The organism is Lentzea sp. JNUCC 0626 (assembly GCF_043632865.1).
GTDB lineage: Bacteria > Actinomycetota > Actinomycetes > Mycobacteriales > Pseudonocardiaceae > Lentzea.
On the sequence record NZ_CP171635.1, the window covers coordinates 2306374 to 2326208 of the forward strand.

The following is a 19835-nucleotide window of genomic DNA, read 5'->3' on the forward strand; positions in this document are numbered from 1 at the left end:
AGCGACCCTCAGAGTTGGGTGGATTCGGATGACAGTCAAAGTCGCGGTGATCGGCGGGGGCAGCACCTACACCCCCGAGCTCGCCGACGGGTTCGGCAGACTCGCCGACCGGCTGAACGTGGACGAACTGGTGCTGCACGACATCGACCCCGCCCGGCTGGAACCGGTGGCGGCGGTGTGCGGCCGGATCCTTCGCCGGCACGGCTGGACCGGCACACTGACGTCCACAACGGACCTGGTCAAAGCCCTGGAAGGCGCCCACTTCGTGCTGGTGCAGCTGCGCGTCGGCGGCCAGGAGGCGCGGCTGCGGGACGAGACGTTGCCGCTCACCTACGGCCGGATCGGGCAGGAGACGACCGGCGCCGGCGGGTTCGGCAAGGCGATGCGGACCGTCCCGGTCGTGCTGGACCTGGCCGAGCAGGTCGGCTGGCACGCCGCGCCGGGCGCCTGGATCATCGACTTCACCAACCCGACCGGCATCGTCACGCAGGCGCTCGTCGACGAGGGCCACCGCGCGATCGGCCTGTGCAACGTGGCGATCCACCTCCGTCACCGCGCCGCCGAACTCCTCGGCGTCGACGCCGACCGGCTGGAGATGGAACACGTCGGGCTGAACCACCTCACGTGGGAGCGATCGGCCGTGGTGGACGGTGTCGACCGCATGCCCGAGTTGCTCGGCAAGCACGGCGAGAAACTGGCCGAGTACCTGGAGTTCCCGCTCGACCTGCTGCGCGAGCTGGGCGCCATCCCGTCGCGCTACCTGCGCTACTACTACCTGACCGAGCACATGCTGGCCCGCCAGCAGGCCGGGCACCTGCGCGCCCGGGAGGTGCAGAAGATCGAGTCCGAGTTGCTGGAGCTCTACCGGGACCCGACCCTCGACGTGAAACCACCGCAGCTGCTCAACCGGGGCGGGCGGTACTACAGCGACGCGGCCGTCGCCTTGATCGCCTCCCTGCACGACGGCCGCGGTGACGTGCAGGCGGTGAACGTGCGCAACAACGGTGTCCTGCCGGGACTCGACGACGACGCGGTGATCGAGGTCCAGGCCCGGATCGACCGCGACGGCGCGCATCCGTTGCCGCAGCGCGCCTTACCGGCCGAGATGCTCGGGCTGGTCCAGCAGATGAAGCAGTACGAACGCCTCACCGTGCAGGCCACGAAGACCCGTGACCGCCGCACGGCGCTGATGGCGTTGATGGCGAACCCGCTGGTCCGCGAGTACGACCCGGCCCGCGGCATCCTCGACGAGTTGCCGATCGCCACGAAACTGTAAGTACCCCTTCCTATCTCCTGTCTCGGCAGGTAGCGTTCGGCGCAGCGACGGGGGCCCGGGGTTCGAGGAGGCATCCGATGGGCAGAATCCGACTCTTGCTGACGAGCGTGCTGATCGCCGCCACGACGGTGGCGTGTGGGAGCAGTGGTGGCGCCGGTGACGGCAAGATCAAGCTGACCATCGGCACGTTCAACGACTTCGGCTACAAAGACCTGTACCAGCAGTACATGAAGGACCACCCGAACATCGAGATCATCGAGCAGGTGAGCGAGTACCAGGCGCACCACACGCAGCTCGCGACGAGACTCGCGGCCAAGACCGGCGCACCGGACGTGGTCGCCGTCGAGGGAGAGTTCCTCGGCCAGTTCACGGCACAACCGCAGAACTTCAACAACCTCAACGACTACGGCGCCGGCGACATGGAGAAGGACTACCTCCCGTGGAAGTGGGAGCAGTCCAAGGCCGGCGACGTCCAGATCGGACTCGGCACCGACGTCGGCAGCCTCGCGATCTGCTACCGCCGCGACCTGTTCGAGAAGGCGGGTCTGCCGTCCGGCCGCGAGGAGGTCGCGCAGCTCTGGCCGACCTGGGACGCGTTCCTCGACGTCGGCAAGCGGTTCCAGGCGGCGAACACCGGCGCGAGCTTCTTCGACTCCGGCGCGCTGCTGTTCAACGCGGTGCTCGGCCAGGCGAACGAGGCGTTCTACTCGCCGGACAACAAGATGATCGCCGAGTCGAACCCGGCGGTGAAGCAGGCCTACGACCTCACCACGCAGGCCGTGGAGGCGGGGTTGTCGGCGAAGATCGCCGCGTTCAGTCCACAGTGGAGCACCGGGTTCAAGCAGGGCAGCTTCGCGCTGGTCACCTGTCCCGCATGGGTGATGGCGTTCATCCAGAGCCAGGCCCCGGACACCAAGGGGCAGTGGGACGTCGCGGCCGTGCCGAACGGCGGTGGCGGCAACTGGGGCGGGTCGTGGCTGACCGTGCCCAAGCAGTCCAAGAACCCCGAGGAAGCCTACGAGCTGGCGAAGTGGCTGACCGCGCCCGAGCAGCAGCTGTCGATCTTCAAGAAGATCGGCAACCTGCCCTCGCGGCCCGCTCTCTACGACGACCCGGCGATGAGCGGGTTCACCAACCCGTTCTTCAACGACGCCCCCGTCGGGAAGATGTTCGGTGAGGCGGCGAAGGCGCTCAAGCCGCAGTACCAGGGTCCGAAGACGGCGGCGGTGCGACTCGCGGTGCAGAACGGCATCAGCCGGGTGGAGCAGGGCAAGGAGTCAGCGTCCGACTCCTGGCAGAAGGCGCTCCGCGACGCCGCAGCGGCGGCGGGCTGAGGTGACCGCACTGATCGAGTCGCCGTCGGCGGTGACCGGGGAGCCCTCCCCCGGTCACCGCTCGAAGCGGCGCCGCGGCTTCGACGACCGGGTGTCGCCGTACCTGTACGTGACGCCGTTCTTCCTGCTGTTCCTGGGGTTCGGGCTGTTCCCGCTGGGCTACACGCTCTGGGTGTCGCTGAGCGACTGGAACCTGATCAGCGACGACCACACGTTCATCGGGCTGGACAACTACGCGTTGCTGGTGTCCGACCCGTACTTCTGGAACGCGCTGTTCAACACGCTCTCGTTGCTGGTGCTCTCGACCGTGCCGCAGCTGGCCCTCGCTCTGGGACTCGCGCACGTGCTGAACTCGCGGTTGCGGGCGAAGACGTTGTTCCGCATGGGAGTCCTGCTGCCGAACGTGACGTCGCTGGTGGCGGTGGCGATCATCTTCGCGCAGCTGTTCGGCCGCGACTTCGGCCTGATCAACTGGAGCCTCGGGCTCGTCGGGATCGCCCCGGTCGACTGGCAGGCGGACACGGCGACCTCGCACATCGCGATCTCGATCATGGTGATCTGGCGGTGGACGGGCTACAACGCGTTGATCTACCTCGCCGCGTTGCAGGCCGTGCCGCGTGACCGGTACGAGGCGGCGTCCTGTGACGGCGCGGGCACGTGGAAGCAGTTCCGGCACATCACGATTCCCGCGCTGCGACCGGTGATCGTGTTCACGGTGATCATCTCGACGATCTACGGGATGCAGCTGTTCGCGGAGCCGTTGCAGTTCGACGCGACGCCCGGCAGCGTCACCGGCGGGTCCGACCGGCAGTTCCAAACGCTCACCGTCTACCTGTACGAGAAGGGTTTCCGCGAGTTCGACTTCGGTTACGCGGCCACCATCGCCTGGGTGATGTTCCTGGTGATCGTGCTCGCCGTCGCGGTCAACTACCTGCTCACCCGCCGCATCCGCTCGGACCGCTGAGGGGACCCATGGCCACGATCACCAAAGGCCGTCTCGGCCAGTTGCACCGCGCGGGTCCGCTGACCTACGCGATGCTCGGCGCCGTCATCCTCGGCTCCGCGTTCCCGTTGTACTGGACCGTGGTCGTCGCGTCGCACACCAACGACGTCGTCGGCAGCGTGCCCCCGCCGTTGGTGCCGGGCGGGCACCTGTTCGAGAACATCGGCCGCGTCTTCGACCAGACGAACTTCCAGCTGGCGCTGTGGAACTCGTTCGTCGTGTCCGGCGCGATCACGCTGTCGGTGCTGGTGTTCTGCTCGCTGGCCGGGTTCGCGTTCGCCAAACTGAAGTTCCGCGGCCGCAACGTCCTGCTGCTGCTCGTGATCGCGACGATGATGGTGCCGACGCAGCTCGGGATCATCCCGCTCTACATCATGATGGGCGAACTGGGCTGGGCCGGCGGCATCTCGGCGGTGATCGTGCCGAACGCGGTGACGGCGTTCGGGGTGTTCTGGATGCGGCAGTACATCAGCGAGGCGGTGCCGGACGAGCTGATCGAGTCGGCGCGCCTGGACGGCTGCCACTCGTTGCGGATCTACTGGAACGTCGTGGTGCCCGCGATCCGTCCCGGTGCCGCGGTGCTCGGGATGCTGACGTTCATGCAGGCGTGGAACGACTTCCTGTGGCCGCTCGTGGTGCTCGACCCGGACAACCCGACGGTGCAGGTGGCGCTGTCCACGCTGGCCGCCGGGTACTTCCAGGACTACTCGCTGATCCTGACCGGCACGGCGCTCGCGACGTTGCCGATCCTCGCGGTGTTCCTGGTGCTGGGCAAGCAGATCGTCGGCGGAATCATGGAAGGCGCGGTCAAGCAATGAGCTACGACTACGTGGTGGTCGGGGCCGGTTCGGCCGGGTGCGTGCTCGCCTCGCGGCTCAGCGACGACCCGTCCGCGCGGGTGTTGCTGCTGGAGGCCGGACCTGCCGACGGTGCCCGGTCCATCGCCGTGCCCGCGCGGATGCCGTCGTTGCTCGGCAGCGGGTTCGACTGGTCCTACCGGACCGTGTCGCAGCCGCACGCGGCCGGGCGGCGGGTGGACTGGCCTCAGGGGCACGTGCTGGGCGGCACGTCGTCGATCAATGCGATGATCTACGTCCGGGGGCACTCGGCGGACTTCGACACGTGGCGTGATGCTTACGGCGCAACGGGATGGGGCCATGCCGATCTCGTGCCGTACTTCCGGCGGGTCGAGGAGCGGTTGCGGGTGGAGGCGCCGCGCCGGCGCAGTCGCGTTCCCCGTGCGTGGGTGGACGCCGCCGGGTTCGAGGTCGTGGAGACGCTCTCCGGTGAGGACGAGGCCTCCGGGTTCTACCGGCTCACGACCCGGCGCGGGCGGCGGTGGTCCGCGGCGGACGCGTACCTGCGGCCGTCCCGGCCCAACCTGCACGTGCTCACCGGGGTGCTGGTGACGAAGGTGTTGCTGTCCCGGGGTCGCGCGGTCGGCGTCCAGTACCAGCTGGGCGGCGACGACCAGGAGGTGCGGGTGCGGCGCGAGGTGGTGTTGTCGGCCGGGGCGATCCGGTCGCCGCACCTGTTGCTGCTGTCCGGCATCGGACCGGCGGATCACCTGCGGTTGCACGGGATTCCGGTGGAGGTCGACGCGCCGTCGGTCGGTCAGGGCCTGCAGGACCACCCGCGCGTCACGGCGTTGTGGCAGACGAAGTCCGGGCCACGGCTGGGCGGCTACTGGCGGTGGCGGCTGTTCGGGCGCGGGCCGCTCGCGTCCAACGGCGGTGAGGCGGGTGCGTTCGTGCGCACCAAGCCCGGTCTCGCAACACCTGATCTGCAGTACCACGTGTGTCCGCCGGGGGTGCGCGGCCGGGAGGCGGCGGTGCTGGTCACGGCGGTGGCGGTGCGCAGCCGGGGCAGCATCCGGCTGGCGTCGGGCAACCCGCACGTGTCCCCGTCGATCGACCCCGGCTACCTCAGCGACGAGGCCGACCTGGACGTGCTGGTCGCCGGTGTCCGGCAGGCGCGGGAGATCGCGTCGCGCGCCCCGTTCGCCGGTCTGGTCACCGGTGAACTCGCGCCCGGCGTGCCGGACGACCGCGTGCCCGACTGGGTGCGCGAGAACCTGGTGACCATGCACCACCCGACCAGCAGCTGTGCGATGGGCGGCGCTCCGGGCTCCGTCGTCGCCCCCGACCTGCGCGTGCGCGGCGTCGAGGGCCTGCGGGTCGTCGACGCGTCCGTGATGCCGGCCGTCACCAGCGGCAACACCAACGCCCCGACCTATGCGATCGCCGAGCGCGCCGCGGACCTGATCCTCGGCAACACCCCGCTCGCGCCAGTGGAGGAGTAGCCCGATGCCCGACACCATCCTGTTCGTGCTCACCAGCCACGCGGAGCTGGGTGACTCGGGCCGTCCGACCGGCTTCTGGCTCTCCGAGGCCGCCGACCCGTGGCACGTGCTCACCGAGGCCGGCTACCGGGTCGAGCTCGCGTCGATCGCCGGAGGCCGTCCGCCGATCGACGGCGCCGACCTGTCCGACCCGGTGCAGAGCGCGTTCGTCGCCTCGGCAGTGCTGGACTCGACTTTGGTGCTGTCCACTGTGGATCCTTCTCGTTATGCCGCCGTGTTGTACGTCGGTGGGCACGGCACCATGTGGGACTTCCACGGCAACGCCGACATCGCGCGCCTCGGTTCGTCGGTCTACCAGTCCGGTGGGGTGATCGGCGCCGTCTGCCACGGTCCGGTGGCGTTGCTGGACCTGACCGACGCCGTGGGCGCGTCCTTGGTGTCGGGGTTGCAGGTCACTTCGTTCACCGACGCCGAGGAACGGGAATCGCAGACCTGGGAGGCGATCCCGTACTCGCTGGAGGGCGAGTTGCGCGCACGCGGTGCCGTGCACTCGAACGGCGACGTCTACGCGCCGCACGTGGTGGTAGACGGCCGGATCGTCACCGGCCAGAACCCGTCGTCGGCCCCCGGTGTCGCCCGCGAGATGGTGCGTCTGCTGTCGCGGTAGGTTCTTCGTTCGTGGACCTTTTGGACATCGCCTCCGCCCTGCTGCCCGATGTGCGCCTCGACAAGGCTTTTCTTGCTGAGGAAGGCAACATGCACGACGTGCTGCTGATCCCGGGTGTGGCGGCGGTGCGGGTGAGCAAGCGTCCGCTGGGTGCCGCGTCGATGCCGCGCCGGATGGAGGTGTTGCGGCAGTTGGCTGCCGCGGGCCTGCCGTTCCAGATCCCCGAACCGCTGACGCCCGTGACGTCGTTCGGTTCGCGCGCCGCCGTGGCCGTGTCCTGGGTGGACGGTCGCGGTCTGCCCGCCGGTGAGGGCGATCCGGCTCAGGTGGCGTCAGTGCTGGAGGCCGTGCGGTCCGTGCCTTTGACGCCTGCTTTGATGGCCGTGCTGGACGACCGCGCGCAGGGCCCGTCGTGGTCGGAGATCATCACCACTCAGATCCTGCCTCGGTTGCCTGCGAGGTTGCGCGCCGAGTCGGAACGGCGGCTGGACGCGGTGCTCGCACTGGATCCCGTTCCCGAAGCGTTGGTGCACGGCGACCTCAGCGGGTCCAACGTGCACTGGTCACCCGACGGCAAGCTGCTGGGCGTCCTCGACTGGGACTTCGCGATGCCCGGCGACCCGGCCATCGACGCGGCCCAGATGTCCTGGCACGGCTGGGACACCGTCCGCGCGGCCGTGCCCGCCGCCGTCTACGAGCGCGCCCGGACGTGGGACGCGCTGTTCGGCATCGGACACCTCGTCGCCACGATGAACGGCCGCCCGATGACCAGCCCGGACGGGTTCGTGTCCGCGATCGTGCCGTGGCTGGAGAAGGACCTGCGGGCCTAGAACTTCGACAGGATGTTGCCGTTCCACCACAGGTCGAGCTTCCCGAGCACCTCCAGGTCACCCGGCCGCTTCAGCGTGCCGATGGTGAGCGTCTTGGTGTCGACCCACCACACCTCGGCCTTGCCGTTGTTGAGGAAACAGGTCGTGAAGTCGCCCGGCAACGGCCCTGATGTGTCGCGGTAGTAGAGCGCGTAGTGGATCGGATCGACGTCAGGACGGCAGCCGCCGCGGTCGTCCATCCGCGGGATGCCCCGGCTCGTGACGACGTTGAGGAAGTAGGCGTCCTGGGCCGACCTGTCGGCGAACAACCGGAACTCCGCCTCGGTGGGCGGAGGGAAGCGGTCGTTCGCGCCGACGTTCGCGGTGGCGCACCTCGTGGCCGCCACCGTGCCGGCGTCGGGTGTCGCGGTCACGCAGGAGTTGGCGGAGCGGTAGACGGCGGGGAGCGCGGCCTGCAGCGCGTCGTCCTGCGGGGACCGGGACGTGGTGACGGTCGAGAGCTTGGTCGTGGTCGTGGTGGTGTTGCCGGACGTGCTGGTCGGGGTGCTGCTGGTGGTCGTGCCGCTGCCGGTGGTCTTGGTGTTGTTGGACACGATCAGGATGGTGGCGACGATCGCGGCCACGACGGCCAGCGCGGTGCCGGCCAGGGCGAGGTGCTTGGTGCTGGGGCGTCGGTTCTGGGCCGGAGGCTGGAACGGTGGGGTGGTCCACTGCTGGGGGCCGGGGGTGGTGGGGCGGGGGAACTGCGGGTGCGGGCCCGAGGTGGCCTGAGGTGCCATCGGCTGGGGGATCCCACCGGGAGGACTGGCCATCGGCTGGGGAATGCCACCAGGAGGGCTCGCCATCGACGAGTGGTTCGGCGAGGAGAAGGCCTGGCCGCCGGGTGGAGTGGCGGGGCGTGGGTGGCCGGCGGCAGGAGTGCCGGGCGCGGCAAGACCTGCGGGCGGCGTGCCGGGAGCAACGAAGCCGGGCCGTCCACCCGCCGCCGCACCACCCGGTAGCGCTCCCCCGGGGATCGGCTGCCCGCCCGGAGGCGTTGCCGGTGCCGCCATCGCGAGCGCCACCGCCTGGGCGAACTCCCCCGCCGTCGCATACCGATCGGCAGGCCGCTTCGCCATCCCCTTGGCGATCACCTCGTCCACCGCGGCCGGAACTGCCGGGTTCAACGGCGACGCCTTCGGCGGCGCCTCGTTCAGGTGCGCCCAGATCTGCGCCGCCGTCCCATCGGCCGTGAACGGCCGCCGCCCCGACAAACAGGCAAAAAGAACACAGGCGAGCGCGTACACGTCCGCGCGGCCGTCCACCGGGCCGCTTTCGAAGCGTTCTGGCGCCATGTAGTCCAAAGTGCCGACGACGGAGCCCGAAGCGGTCAGGCTCGTCGCGGCCGGGGACGCGCTGCGGGCGATGCCGAAGTCGACCAGGTACACGAAGTCGCCGGCCGTGACGAGGATGTTGGACGGCTTCACGTCGCGGTGGATCAGGCCGTCGGCGTGCGCGGCGTCGAGCGCGCTCGCCACCTGCTCGACGATCCGCACGGCCCGCGCCGGCTCCAGGGGTTCGGTGCGGATCAGGTCGGAGAGGTCTGCGCCCTCGACCAGGCGCATGTCGAGGTAGAGGCGGTCGTCGATCTCGCCGTAGGCGTGGATCGGGATCACGTGCGGTTCGCGCAGGCGGGCGACGATCTGGGCCTCGCGGCGGAAGCGGGCCCGGTAGTCCTCGTCGTCGTGGTAGCCGGGCGACAGGCGTTTCAGCGCCACGAACCTGTCGTGTGCCGTGTCGTAGGCGCGGTGCACCTCGCCCATCCCGCCGCGGCCGAGCAGTTCCTCGATCCGGTACGGCCCGAACGTTTCTTCCGTCATCGTCCCCGTGTTCCCGAGCGCCCTGTGTCCCACCGTGTCGACGCGCGCCGACCGTTGCGGGTTCCCCCGGACGCCCGCGGGGAACAGGCTACAAAAGGCCGCAGCAGAAAGGACTCGATCCCATGACTCGCCCCCGAGTCGTGTCCGCCACTGAGTGGCAGGCGGAACGCGACGCATTGCTGGTCAAGGAGAAGGAACTCACGCACGCACTCGACGCGCTCGCCGCACAACGGCGCAGGCTGCCGATGGTCAAGCTCCGCATCGACTACGAGTTCACCGCACCCGACCAGAAGAAAGTGCAGCTCACAGACCTGTTCGCCGGACGTCGGCAGCTCGTGATCTACCACTTCATGCTGGCGAAGAACCAGGACTTCATCTGCGACGGCTGCGCGTCGTTCACCGACAACATCGGCCACCAGGAACACCTCAACGCCCGCGACACCACCCTGATCCTGATGGCGCCCGCACCCCAGAGCGAGATCGAGCCGGTGCGGCAACGGTTCGGGTGGACGGTGCCGTGGTTCTCGTCTCACGGCAGCGACTTCCACGAAGACCTCGAACACGGCGAGGGTTTCGGACTGAGCGTGCTGCTGCGCAACGACGACGAGGTCTTCCGCACCTACTACACCAACGGGCGTGGCGTGGACCGGCTGCGACTGGACCTCAACCTGCTCGACCTCACGCCCTACGGCAGGCAGGAGGAGTGGGAGGACTCGCCGCAAGGCTGGCCGCAGACCCCGACGATGGCGTGGATGCGGCTACGCGACGAGTACTAGTCACTCTCCTGGGCAGACAGCCACTCCATCTCGGCGGCCAGCGCGCCGAGTTGGAAGCGGGACTGCGCTCCCAGCAACGACTGCAGGCGGGAGATGCGGCGGTTCAGGGTCCGCAGGCTGACGTCCAGCTCGCGGGCGATCGCGCGGTCGGTCGCGCCGGTGCGCATGAGCCCCAGCAGGCGCTGGGTCGCCACCGTGGGCTCCGTGCGGAGCCTCGGTGTTACACGGGTCACAGCCATACGGCGACGGTATGTCGGACTATTGGCGGCTGTCAATCAAAAGTCCGGACACCGTTGCCATATCGAAGCCATCTTCAGGCTGCGACCAGCCAATAGTCAGCGGGAGACCAGCACCTCCCCCGCCGCGACCGACTCCAATCGGGCGTCCAGGACCTCGGGTGACAGCACGTGCCGCACGACCATCGCCGCCGCGCCCAACGCACCCGCCGTCACGCCCGCTCCCGACGCGACGATGCGCAGGTTCTCGGTCGCCAACGGCAGCGAGCGGCGGTAGATCGACTCGCGCACGCCCGCCAGCAGCATCTCGCCCGCGTCGGCCAGCAGCCCGCCGATCACCACCAGCGACGGGTTGAACATGCTCACGCACCCCGCGAGCACCTCACCGATGTCGCGGCCCGCCTGCCGCACGACCCGGCCCGCTTCGAGGTTGCCGGCGCGCACCAGGTTCACCACGTCCGCTGTGGACGCCGCCGGGTGCCCCAACTCCCCCAGCCGCACCGCCAGCGCCGGACCGGCCGCCACGGCTTCCAGGCACCCGGTGTTGCCGCACCGGCACAACGCCTCGCCACCCTGCGGCACGCGGATGTGCCCGAGGTCGCCCGCCGCGCCCGCAGCGCCGCGGTGCAGCACGCCGTTGCTGATCAACCCGGCGCCGATGCCGGTGGCGGCCTTCACCACGATCATGTGCGCCACGTCCGGGTGCGAGGCGGTGTGCTCGCCCAGCGCCATCAGGTTGACCTCGTTGTCGACGAGCACCGGCACGTCGAATTCGGCGGCGATCGCGGCGGGCACGTCGAACCCGTCCCAGCCGGGCATGATCGGCGGGTTGTTCGGTCGTCCCGTGGAGTGCTCGACGGGGCCGGGCAACCCGATCCCGACTCCGGCGATCTCCGCGGACGGAACGGTCTCGAGCAACGAACGCCAGGACGCCACCAGCAACGGCAGGATCACGCCCGGCCCGTCCGCCACGTCGAGGTCGACCTGCGCGACGGCCAGCAGCTGACAGGCCAGGTCGGACACGGCGACCGTCGCGTGTGTCGCGCCCACCTCGGCCGCCAGCACCAGGTGCGCGCGCGGGTTGAAGCCGAACCGGCCGGCGGGACGTCCGCCGGTCGACTCGCCCGTCCCGCTGCCGGTCACCAGCCCGGCCGCCACCAGCAGATCCAGCCTCGCCCGCACGGTCGAGCGGGCGAGCCCGGTCGCGTCCACGATCTCCGCTCGGGTGCGCGGGTTGCCGTCCATCAGCATGCGCAGCACTGCGGCCGGCGATCCCGCCTCGACACCCAAGGAGCTCTCCATCGAACAATTGTCACATCGGCCAAGAAGTGCGGCGGGCAGTCCCGCCGCCGTGTCACCCACCAGAGCTGAACGCGGCGTCGAACGCGGCGGTCGGCGGGTCGAAAGCGTTGCGGCGGATGAACTCCAGCGCCTCGGGGGCGCCGATGAGCCGGTCCATGCCGGCGTCCTCCCACTCGACGCTGATCGGACCGTCGTAGCCGATGGTGTTGAGCATCCGGAACGACTGCTCCCACGGCACGTCACCGCGTCCCGTCGAGACGAAGTCCCATCCGCGACGAGGGTCGGCCCACGCCAGGTGCGAGCCCATCCGGCCGTTGCGCCCGTTGCCGACCTGACGGCGCGCGTCCTTGCAGTCGACGTGGTAGATCCGGTCGCGGAAGTCCCACAGGAACCCGACGGGGTCGAGGTCCTGCCACACGAAGTGCGACGGGTCCCAGTTCAGCCCGAACGCGGGCCGGTGCCCGATGGCCTCCAACGCGCGCACGGTCGTCCAGTAGTCGTACGCGATCTCCGACGGGTGGACCTCGTGCGCGAACCGGACGCCGACCTCGTCGAACACGTCGAGGATCGGGTTCCAGCGGTCGGCGAAGTCCTGGTACCCGGCGTCGATCATGGACTGGGGTGCGGGCGGGAACATCGCCACGGTCTTCCAGATGGACGACCCGGTGAACCCGACGACCGTCTTGACGCCAAGTTTCGCGGCGGCCCGCGCGGTCATCTTCATCTCCTCGGCCGCGCGCTGCCGCACGCCCTCGGGGTCGCCGTCGCCCCAGTTGCGAGCCGAGAGGATCCCCTGGTGCCGTTCGTCGATCGGGTCGTCGCAGACGGCCTGGCCGGTGAGGTGGTTGGAGATCGTCCACACCTTGAGGTCGTGCTTGGCGAGGATCGCGAGCCGGTCCGCGACGTAGTCGTCGTCCTCGGCCGCGCGCCACGGGTCGAGGTGGTCGCCCCAGCAGGCGATCTCCAGCCCGTCGTAGCCCCAGCCCGACGCGAGCCGGCAGACCTCCTCGAACGGCAGGTCGGCCCACTGGCCGGTGAACAACGTGATCGGACGCGCCATCTGCCGTCTCCTCCTAGACCTGCTGCCAAGTGCGGGACTCCGAGCTTGCCTCAACCGCCGCGAGGACGCGCTGCACCCGCAGGCCGTCCGCGAACGTCGGCGCCGGGTCGGTGCCCGCCGCCACCGCCCGCACGAAGTCGACGGCCTGGTGGGTGAACGCGTGCTCGTACCCGAGGCCGTGCCCCGCGGGCCACCATGCGCCGACGTAGGGGTGGCTCGGTTCGGTGACGAGGATCCGGCGGTACCCCGCGATCGCCGGATCCTCCTTGCCGTCGAAGAACTGCAGCACGTTCATGTCCTCGAAGTCGAAGGCGAGGCTCCCCTCCGCGCCGTTGACCTCGATCCGCAGTGCGTTCTTGCGACCGTTGGCGAAGCGGGTGGCCTCGAACGAACCGAGTGCTCCGCTGCCGAACCGCGCCAGGAACAACGCGGCGTCGTCCACGGTGACGGGTCCGGTCTGTCCGGTCGCGGCGGTGCCGGACAGACCGGAGTGAGAGGAGGCGACGGGACGCTGCGACACGAACGTCGCGAGCGTGCCGACGACCTCGGTGATGGTGTCGCCGAGGATGAACTGGGTGGCGTCGACGATGTGCGCACCGATGTCTCCCAGGGCACCCGAACCGGCCTTGTCCTTGTCGAGGCGCCAGGACAGCGGCGCCTGCGGGTCGACGATCCAGTCCTGGAGGTACTGGGCGCGCACGTGGTGGATGCGGCCGAGCCTGCCCTGAGCGATGAGATCGCGGGCCAACGCCAGGGCGGGGGTGCGGCGGTAGGTGAAGCCGACCATGGCCCGCACGCCGCGTTCGGCGGCCCGTGCGGCGGCTTCCGCCATCGCGACGGCCTCGTCGACGGTGTTGGCCATCGGCTTCTCGCACAGCACGTGCTTGCCCGCGTCCAGCGCCGCGATCGCGATCTCGGCGTGCGTGTCGCCCGGCGTGCAGATGTCCACGACGTGCACGTCGTCGCGCTGCAGCACGGACTTCCAGTCGGTCACCGCCTCCGCCCAGCCCAGGCGGTCGGCGGCGGCGCGGGTGCGGTCGGCGTCGCGGCCGCACAGCACGGACATCACCGGCCGCAACGGCAGGTCGAAGAAACGCGGTGCGACCCGCCACGCCTGGGAGTGGGCTGCTCCCATGAAGGCGTGGCCGACCATCGCGATGCCAAGTTCAGTCACGTGCGGTTCTCCTCGTGCCGGTGTCGAAGGCGGAAGCCGTGCCTAGGACGTGAAGGCGGAAGCAGGGGCCTAGGACGTGTTCTGCAAGTTCGTCAGGTGACAGGCGCGGGCGAGTGACCCGGAGGCGGTGCCGCCGCCCTGCCCTCATACCGGGCGTATTCGGGCATGGCGGCGGTGCTGTCTCCGGGTCCCTCGGCCGCTACTGTCGCCCGACGCACTTGCAGGACACGGCCTAGGACTCGAAGGCGGTCGGCAGGTAGCGGTCGACGTTGTCCTTGGTCACGACCGGGGCGTAGAGCTGCACCTCGCGCGGGACCTCCACCTCGACCAGGTCGCCGAGGGCCTTGCCCTGCACCGCGAGCCGCGCGAGGCGGATGCCGTCGGCGCCCTGGGTGGACGGGTAGATGACGGTGGCCTTGTGCGGGCCGTTGTCCGCCTTGATCTCGCGCATCACGTTGGCCGAACCGGCGCCACCGACCATGAAGAACTCGCTGCGGCCGGAGTTCTTGATGGCCGCGGCCACGCCGACGCCCTGGTCGTCGTCGTGGTTCCAGATGGCGTCGATCTTGCGGGCGGCCTGCAGCAGGTTGGCCGCGGCCCGCTCGCCGCTCTCGACGGTGAACTCGGCGGCCACCCGGTTGCTGACCTTCAGTCCGCAGCCCTGCAGCGCGTCGGCGAAGCCCTTGCTGCGGTCCTGGGTGAGCGGCAGCGAGTCGATGCCGGCGATCTCCGCGACCACGGCGTCGGCCTTGCCGTTGAGCTTCTCGCAGACGTACGTGCCGGCGGAGACGCCCATGCCGTAGTTGTCGCCCAGCACCGTGGAGCGGGCGGCGAACGGGCTGTCGAACTCGCGGTCGACGTTGATCACCGTGATGCCGGCCTTCATGGCCTTCAACGCGACCGGCGTGAGCGCGGCGCCGTCGAAGGGCAGCAGGACGATCGCGTCGACCTTGTCGTTGATGAACGTCTCGACCTGGCTGATCTGGAGGTTGACGTCGTTGGTGCCCTCGACGACGCGAAGCTCCACATCGGAGTACTTGCCGGCCTCGGCCTTGGCTGCGTTGGTGATCGCGGCCATCCAGCCGTGGTCGGCGGCCGGGGCGGAGAAGCCGACGACGACCTTCTTGCCGGGTTCGTCGTTGGCGACCTTGACGCCGCCGCCCTGGTTGTTGCCGCCCTGGCTCTCGGGCGTGTTGCCGGTGCAGCCGGCCAGTACCAGTGCGGACGCGGCGGCGAGCAGAGCGACTCTCTTGAACTGCATGGGTTTCTGGTCTCCTCGGGTGGCAGCGGTCGGGTGTCGCGGCGTCAAGCGCCGCTGCGGCGGGCCAGTCGCTGCTGGAGGAGAACCGCGACCACGATGATCGCGCCCTTCGCGACGGCCTGGGCGGAGATGGAGAGGTTGTTGAGGGTGAAGACGTTGGACAGCGTGGTGAAGATCAGGACGCCGAAGACGGTGCCGGCGATCGTGCCGCGCCCGCCGGAGAGCAGCGTGCCGCCGATGACGACCGCGGCGATGGCGTCGAGTTCGTACAGACCGCCGTGCGTGGCGCTGCCCGTGGTGGTGCGGGCGATCAGCATCACGGCGGCGAGCCCGCAGCACAGGCCGAGCAGCGTGTAGAGCATCACGGTGTGCCGCTTGACGTCGATGCCCGCGAGCCGGGCCGCCTCGGGGTTGCCGCCGACGGCGAACGTGCGGCGCCCGAACGTGGTGCGGTTCAAGAGGATCCAGCCGCCGACGGCGACCAGCGCGAAGATCACGACCAGCACCGGGATGCCGAGGATCGAGGCGTCGAAGAACGCGGCGAAGCCCGGCACGTTCACGATCTGGGTCTTGCGGTTGGAGATGATCTCGGCGAGGCCTCGTGCGGCGGCGAGGCTCGCCAGGGTCGCGATGAACGCGACGACCCGCCCGTACGCGATCAACGCGCCGTTGACGAGTCCGCACGCTCCGCCCACCAGCAGCGCGGTGAACACCATCACGATCCAGTGCGAGTCGTTCGCGATCCCTTGTGTGGCAAGGGTGGTGGCCCACACCGACGACAACGCGACGATGGCGCCGACCGACAGGTCGATGCCGCCGCCGGTGATCACGAACGTCATGCCGATGCTCACGACGCCGATGACGGCCGCGAGCCGCAGGATGGTGAGCACGTTGTCGACGTCGGCGAACCGGTCGCCCGCGGTGATCACCCCGCCCAGGCACAGCAGGACCAGCGCGACGACGAGGCCGGTGTTGCGCCCGGCGGCGGAGCCGAGCAACGCCGAGACGCTTCCCTGCTTCGCCACCGGTGGGCTCTTCTGCGCGGGCAAGGCGGTGTCCTCGCTCATGCGGCGTGTCCTTCCATGACCAGGTCGAGGACCCGGGACTCGTCGATCTCGTCGGCCGGGCCGTCGTGCACCACCCGGCCCTCGCGCACCACCAGGACCCGGTCGGCCAGGCCCAGGACCTCCTCGACGTCGCTCGACACGACGACCACGGCCACTCCCCTGTCGGCGAGGTCGCGCACGAGTTCGTAGATCTCGCTGCGCGCGCCGACGTCGACGCCGCGGGTGGGTTCGTCCAGCAGCAGCACCCGGCACTCGCGCAGCAACCACCGCGCGAGCACGACCTTCTGCTGGTTGCCGCCGGACAGGCCGCGCACCATCCGGTCCACCCCGGCGGGCCGGACGTCGAGCGCCTCGGTCAGCTCGCGGGAACGGGCCCGTTCGGCGCTGTCGTCGAGGAACCCGAAGCGGGCGAAGGCGGACATCGACGAGACGGTGATGTTGCGGAACACGGCCTGGTCCAGCAGCAGGCCCTGGCTCTTGCGCTCCTCGGGGCACAGTCCCATGCCTGCCCGCACGGCCGCGCCCACACTCCCCCGCCGGAGGGCCTTGCCGTCGACCGCGACCGTGCCCGCCGCGGACTTCCTGGCGCCGTAGATGGTCTCCAGGATCTCCGAACGCCCGGAGCCGACGAGTCCGGCGAGCCCGACGACCTCCCCGGCGTGCACGGTGAGGTCGACGCCTTCGAAGCGGGAACCGTCGGCCAGGCCGCGCACCGAGAGCACCTCGGGCGCGGCCGGGTCGACGGGTTTCCGGTCCGGGTACACGTTCTCCAGCACCCGGCCGGTCATCAGGCCGATCAGCTCCGACGTCTTCACCTCGCGCGCGGGCAGTCCCGTCGCAACCGTGCGGCCGTCCTTGAGCACGGTCACCCGATCGCCGATTTCCCTGATCTCGGCGAGCCGGTGCGAGATGTAGACGACGGCGACCCCGTGCGCCGTCAGGTCCCTGATGATCCCGAACAACACCCGGACCTCGTCCGGGTCGAGCACGGCCGACGGTTCGTCCATGATCAGGAGCTGTCCGTCCAGCGACAGCGCCCTGGCCATGCTGACGATCTGCTGGTGCGCCACGGACAACCGGCCGACGTCGCGGTCGGGTGAGATCTCCGGATGTCCCAGGCGAACCAGCAGCTCCCTCGTCCGCCGCCGTGCCTCCGCCCGCCGCGTGAACCCCGCGGTGGACAGCTCATGGCCCAGGAACACGTTGTCCGCCACCGACAACCCGGCGACGAGGTCGAGCTCCTGGTAGATCGCGGCCACGCCACTGCGCATCGCGGCCGTCGGGTTGCCGAACGACACGACCTCGCCGCGCCAGCGGATCTCCCCTTCGTCCGGCCTGTGCGCGCCGGACAGCACCTTGATCAACGTCGACTTGCCGGCGCCGTTCTGCCCGAGCAGGCAGTGCACCTCACCGGCCCGCACGTCGAAGTCCACGCCCTGCAACGCCAGCACGCCGGGAAAGCGCTTCACCAGTCCCCGTACCGAGAGCAGTGCCGAGCTCGTCATTGAGTCCTCCGGGCCCCGGCAACCCTTGTGCCGGCAGGAAGTTCGGCCTAACGAGAACTCACGCTAATGAGACGCTCCGGACATCGACAAGGCGTTCGGGGTGGCGCACATCGGCCATCTTTTCCCTTGACCGCGACGCCCGTTTCAGCCTGGGTCGCGCCCGGTTTCGCAGCGTCGCGCTCTACAGCTCCAGCGTCACGTCGGTCAGCGGCGCGCTCGTGCAGGTGAGCACCCGGCCGTCGTCCTGCCGCGACACGGTACCTCCCAGGAGCTTCGCGACGCACTCGTGACAGCTGCCGACCGTGCACGAGTACGGCATCGGCAGTCCGGCGGCGAGCCCCGCGTCCAGCAACGTCTGCCCCGGCTCCACGACCGCCTCGCCGACGGTCTGCCCGCCGGACTGGACGCGCATCCGTTGCGGCACAAGTGATCCCGCTGCCGTCGAGGCGCTGGTGTAGCTCTCGACGTGCACGCGCTCGTCCGGGAGGTCCAGGGCCTTCAGCGCGATGTCGGTCAACGCCTGGGGCCCGCAGAGGTAGAACTTCGCGCCCGGCCCCACTCCCGCAGCCCACCGCTGGACGGCGGGCGCGTCGAGCCGTCCGTCGCGGGAGGTCAGGACCACCGTGACCGCGAGCCGGTCGGGGTGCTCGGCGCCGAGCCGGGCGAGCTCGGCGGCGAAGATCGTCTCTTCCGGGGTCCTGCTGCTGTACAGCAGGGAGATCCGCTCGCCGGGCTTCGCGAGCAGCGTGCGGATGATGCTCATCATCGGCGTGACACCGCTGCCCGCCGCGATCAACGCCACCTCGTGGCCGGGTTCGGCGTGGAAGTCACCGGACGGGCCGCGCACGTGCAGCCGGTCGCCGGGCGCGAGCGTCCGGACGTGCCGGGAGAACAGGCCGCCGTCGACCTGTTTGACCGTGACCTCGAGCGTCGTCGACCCCGGCACGGACGACGCCGAGTACGGCCTGCGCACCGGCACGCCGTCGATCTCGGTGACGAGCGTGAAGAACTGGCCGGGCCGGAAGTCGAACGGCCGGTCGCCCTCCAGCACCACCGTCACGGCGCTCGGCGTCTCCTCCCGCACCTCGACGACCCGTACCTCGCGCAACGGGTCCTCGGCGGCCGCTCGGGGTGCCAGGTCGGCGACGTCGAAGCCTTCCTTGCGCAGGCCGGAGCGGTAGGCGAGGTTCATCGCGGACCGCATCAGCCGCTTCGGCATCAGCCCAGCGAGCTTGACCAGCAGTCCGCTGCGCGAGTTGGCGGCCAGGTGCAGGCTCGCCAGCGCCATCAGGTCGGGCACTCCCTCGGGCGTGGCGGCGGTCCACAGCCGGGCGCGCGTGACGGCGTCGTTCGCGCTGAGTTCGGCGGCCTCGACGTCGACGAGCACCCCGGCGTGCGGCGGCATCCCCCGCAACGCCATGGGTTCCAGCAGCGCCGGGTCGACGGTGATCACCGCGCGTCCCCGCACGTGCACCACCCCGGTCCGGCCGGGCACGAGCGCCGCGAACGAGATCCGGTCGTCCTGCAGCAGGTTGTGCAGCGTGTCGGCGCGCTTGTTGCCGCGCCGGTCGGCGATCAGCAGCGTGCGGCCGTCGACGATCCGCGCGACCGTCCCCTGATCGCCCCGCGGACTGGTGTCGCTGCCGCCCTCGGCGTCCCAGGTGGACGCGACGAGGAACGGCGAGGCGGCCAGGAAGTCAGCGATGCCGGGACCGCCCAACGGACCCTCACCCGCCACGGTCGCGATCCCGGGTTTGCCCGGCGGTTGCCACAACCCGGACCGCAGCACGGCCTGCGCGCAGTGCACGTACACCTGCTCGACGTCGAGGCGCCCCCGCCGCACGGTCCCGTTGACGCGCAGCACCTCCCCCACCCCGGGCAGCAGGAAGACCAGCGACGCGGGCCCCTCGGCGTTCTCGCACAACGGGAACGAGATCCGCGTCGGCGAGTGCACCCGCGCGAACCCCGGTGTGCCGCCCACGAACGTCGTCCGGTGCACCCCGTCCGCACCCAGGTACCCGAACCCCGCCACCGGGCTGCCCGCGAGCACCCGCAGACACCCGTCGTCCAACGCCGCGAGCTGCTTCTTCATGATCACCGAAGGCGCGCGGCCGATCACCTCCTCCACCGCAGCAGCCGTCGCGAGAACATTGTTTTCCCAGCTCATAGTACTATTATGAGCT

The 19835-nt window shown here is 70.1% G+C and carries 17 protein-coding genes; 8 read left to right on the plus strand and 9 right to left on the minus strand.

The features are described from left to right. The first annotated feature begins 28 nt into the window (after window positions 1–28). The 7 genes from JNUCC0626_RS10290 (at window position 29) to JNUCC0626_RS10320 (ending at window position 7412) form a co-directional block, all read left to right on the plus strand. The gene (locus JNUCC0626_RS10290; protein WP_394619463.1) at window positions 29–1276 is read left to right on the plus strand and encodes a 6-phospho-beta-glucosidase; all 1248 of its coding nucleotides are present in this window, start codon (window positions 29–31) and stop codon (window positions 1274–1276) included. Between the two features lie 77 nt (window positions 1277–1353). Then, entirely contained in the window at window positions 1354–2610 is a 1257-nt protein-coding gene (locus tag JNUCC0626_RS10295; RefSeq protein WP_394619464.1) for an extracellular solute-binding protein, read from the plus strand. A gap of 31 nt (window positions 2611–2641) precedes the next feature. Next, window positions 2642–3574, plus strand: coding sequence for a carbohydrate ABC transporter permease (locus JNUCC0626_RS10300; protein WP_394622006.1), 933 nt, complete (start codon window positions 2642–2644; stop codon window positions 3572–3574). An 8-nt stretch (window positions 3575–3582) separates the two neighbouring features. Then, a complete protein-coding gene (locus JNUCC0626_RS10305; protein ID WP_394619465.1) occupies window positions 3583–4431 on the plus strand; it encodes a carbohydrate ABC transporter permease in 849 nt (282 codons plus the stop codon). Further along, window positions 4428–5915: a GMC family oxidoreductase gene (locus tag JNUCC0626_RS10310; protein ID WP_394619466.1), complete on the plus strand. Its 1488-nt coding sequence runs from the start codon at window positions 4428–4430 to the stop codon at window positions 5913–5915. The genes JNUCC0626_RS10305 and JNUCC0626_RS10310 overlap by 4 nt, the downstream gene beginning before the upstream one ends. Window positions 5916–5919: 4 nt before the next feature. Next, entirely contained in the window at window positions 5920–6582 is a 663-nt protein-coding gene (locus JNUCC0626_RS10315; protein WP_394619467.1) for a type 1 glutamine amidotransferase domain-containing protein, read from the plus strand. Between the two features lie 11 nt (window positions 6583–6593). After that, window positions 6594–7412 (plus strand): aminoglycoside phosphotransferase family protein, encoded by an 819-nt coding sequence (locus JNUCC0626_RS10320; protein WP_394619468.1) that lies wholly within the window; start codon window positions 6594–6596, stop codon window positions 7410–7412. Here the strand turns inward: JNUCC0626_RS10320 and JNUCC0626_RS10325 are convergent. Further along, on the minus strand, window positions 7409–9271 hold the full coding sequence (locus JNUCC0626_RS10325; protein ID WP_394619469.1) for a serine/threonine-protein kinase: 1863 nt from the start codon (window positions 9269–9271) through the stop codon (window positions 7409–7411). The two genes, JNUCC0626_RS10320 and JNUCC0626_RS10325, sit on opposite strands and share 4 nt — an antisense overlap. 122 nt (window positions 9272–9393) lie before the next feature. Here JNUCC0626_RS10325 and JNUCC0626_RS10330 point away from each other — a divergent pair, with 122 nt between their 5' ends. Then, window positions 9394–10047, plus strand: coding sequence for a DUF899 domain-containing protein (locus JNUCC0626_RS10330; RefSeq protein ID WP_394619470.1), 654 nt, complete (start codon window positions 9394–9396; stop codon window positions 10045–10047). Here JNUCC0626_RS10330 and JNUCC0626_RS10335 read toward each other — a convergent pair. The 8 genes from JNUCC0626_RS10335 to JNUCC0626_RS10370 form a co-directional block, all read right to left on the minus strand. Then, window positions 10044–10241, minus strand: coding sequence for a hypothetical protein (locus tag JNUCC0626_RS10335; protein WP_394619471.1), 198 nt, complete (start codon window positions 10239–10241; stop codon window positions 10044–10046). The genes JNUCC0626_RS10330 and JNUCC0626_RS10335 overlap by 4 nt on opposite strands. Window positions 10242–10382: 141 nt before the next feature. Further along, entirely contained in the window at window positions 10383–11585 is a 1203-nt protein-coding gene (locus JNUCC0626_RS10340) for an ROK family transcriptional regulator (protein WP_394619472.1), read from the minus strand. Between the two features lie 52 nt (window positions 11586–11637). Next, complete coding sequence (locus JNUCC0626_RS10345) at window positions 11638–12645, minus strand: sugar phosphate isomerase/epimerase family protein (protein ID WP_394619473.1); 1008 nt, start codon at window positions 12643–12645, stop codon at window positions 11638–11640. A gap of 13 nt (window positions 12646–12658) precedes the next feature. Continuing rightward, entirely contained in the window at window positions 12659–13798 is a 1140-nt protein-coding gene (locus tag JNUCC0626_RS10350) for a Gfo/Idh/MocA family protein (RefSeq protein WP_394622007.1), read from the minus strand. Window positions 13799–14051: 253 nt separating this feature from the next. Continuing rightward, window positions 14052–15080: a substrate-binding domain-containing protein gene (locus JNUCC0626_RS10355; RefSeq protein WP_394619474.1), complete on the minus strand. Its 1029-nt coding sequence runs from the start codon at window positions 15078–15080 to the stop codon at window positions 14052–14054. Between the two features lie 44 nt (window positions 15081–15124). Further along, window positions 15125–16147 (minus strand): ABC transporter permease, encoded by a 1023-nt coding sequence (locus JNUCC0626_RS10360; protein WP_394619475.1) that lies wholly within the window; start codon window positions 16145–16147, stop codon window positions 15125–15127. After that, window positions 16144–17652 carry a sugar ABC transporter ATP-binding protein gene (locus tag JNUCC0626_RS10365; RefSeq protein ID WP_394619476.1) on the minus strand — a complete coding sequence of 503 codons (1509 nt, stop codon included), beginning with the start codon at window positions 17650–17652 and terminating at the stop codon, window positions 16144–16146. Before JNUCC0626_RS10365 ends, JNUCC0626_RS10360 begins: the two co-directional genes overlap by 4 nt. A gap of 181 nt (window positions 17653–17833) precedes the next feature. After that, entirely contained in the window at window positions 17834–19819 is a 1986-nt protein-coding gene (locus JNUCC0626_RS10370; protein WP_394619477.1) for an FAD-binding oxidoreductase, read from the minus strand. Window positions 19820–19835 lie beyond the last annotated feature (16 nt).

Bases quoted from the DNA above. Each gene is read 5' to 3' on its own strand.
- JNUCC0626_RS10290 (WP_394619463.1), top strand. From the start codon at position 29: ATGACAGTCAAAGTCGCGGTGATCGGCGGGGGCAGCACCTACACCCCC.
- JNUCC0626_RS10295 (WP_394619464.1), top strand. From the start codon at position 1,354: ATGGGCAGAATCCGACTCTTGCTGACGAGCGTGCTGATCGCCGCCACG.
- JNUCC0626_RS10305 (WP_394619465.1), top strand. From the start codon at position 3,583: ATGGCCACGATCACCAAAGGCCGTCTCGGCCAGTTGCACCGCGCGGGT.
- JNUCC0626_RS10310 (WP_394619466.1), top strand. From the start codon at position 4,428: ATGAGCTACGACTACGTGGTGGTCGGGGCCGGTTCGGCCGGGTGCGTG.
- JNUCC0626_RS10315 (WP_394619467.1), top strand. From the start codon at position 5,920: ATGCCCGACACCATCCTGTTCGTGCTCACCAGCCACGCGGAGCTGGGT.
- JNUCC0626_RS10325 (WP_394619469.1), bottom strand. From the start codon at position 9,271: ATGACGGAAGAAACGTTCGGGCCGTACCGGATCGAGGAACTGCTCGGC.
- JNUCC0626_RS10330 (WP_394619470.1), top strand. From the start codon at position 9,394: ATGACTCGCCCCCGAGTCGTGTCCGCCACTGAGTGGCAGGCGGAACGC.
- JNUCC0626_RS10340 (WP_394619472.1), bottom strand. From the start codon at position 11,585: ATGGAGAGCTCCTTGGGTGTCGAGGCGGGATCGCCGGCCGCAGTGCTG.
- JNUCC0626_RS10345 (WP_394619473.1), bottom strand. From the start codon at position 12,645: ATGGCGCGTCCGATCACGTTGTTCACCGGCCAGTGGGCCGACCTGCCG.
- JNUCC0626_RS10350 (WP_394622007.1), bottom strand. From the start codon at position 13,798: ATGGTCGGCCACGCCTTCATGGGAGCAGCCCACTCCCAGGCGTGGCGG.
- JNUCC0626_RS10355 (WP_394619474.1), bottom strand. From the start codon at position 15,080: ATGCAGTTCAAGAGAGTCGCTCTGCTCGCCGCCGCGTCCGCACTGGTA.
- JNUCC0626_RS10360 (WP_394619475.1), bottom strand. From the start codon at position 16,147: ATGAGCGAGGACACCGCCTTGCCCGCGCAGAAGAGCCCACCGGTGGCG.
- JNUCC0626_RS10365 (WP_394619476.1), bottom strand. From the start codon at position 17,652: ATGACGAGCTCGGCACTGCTCTCGGTACGGGGACTGGTGAAGCGCTTT.
- JNUCC0626_RS10370 (WP_394619477.1), bottom strand. From the start codon at position 19,819: ATGAGCTGGGAAAACAATGTTCTCGCGACGGCTGCTGCGGTGGAGGAG.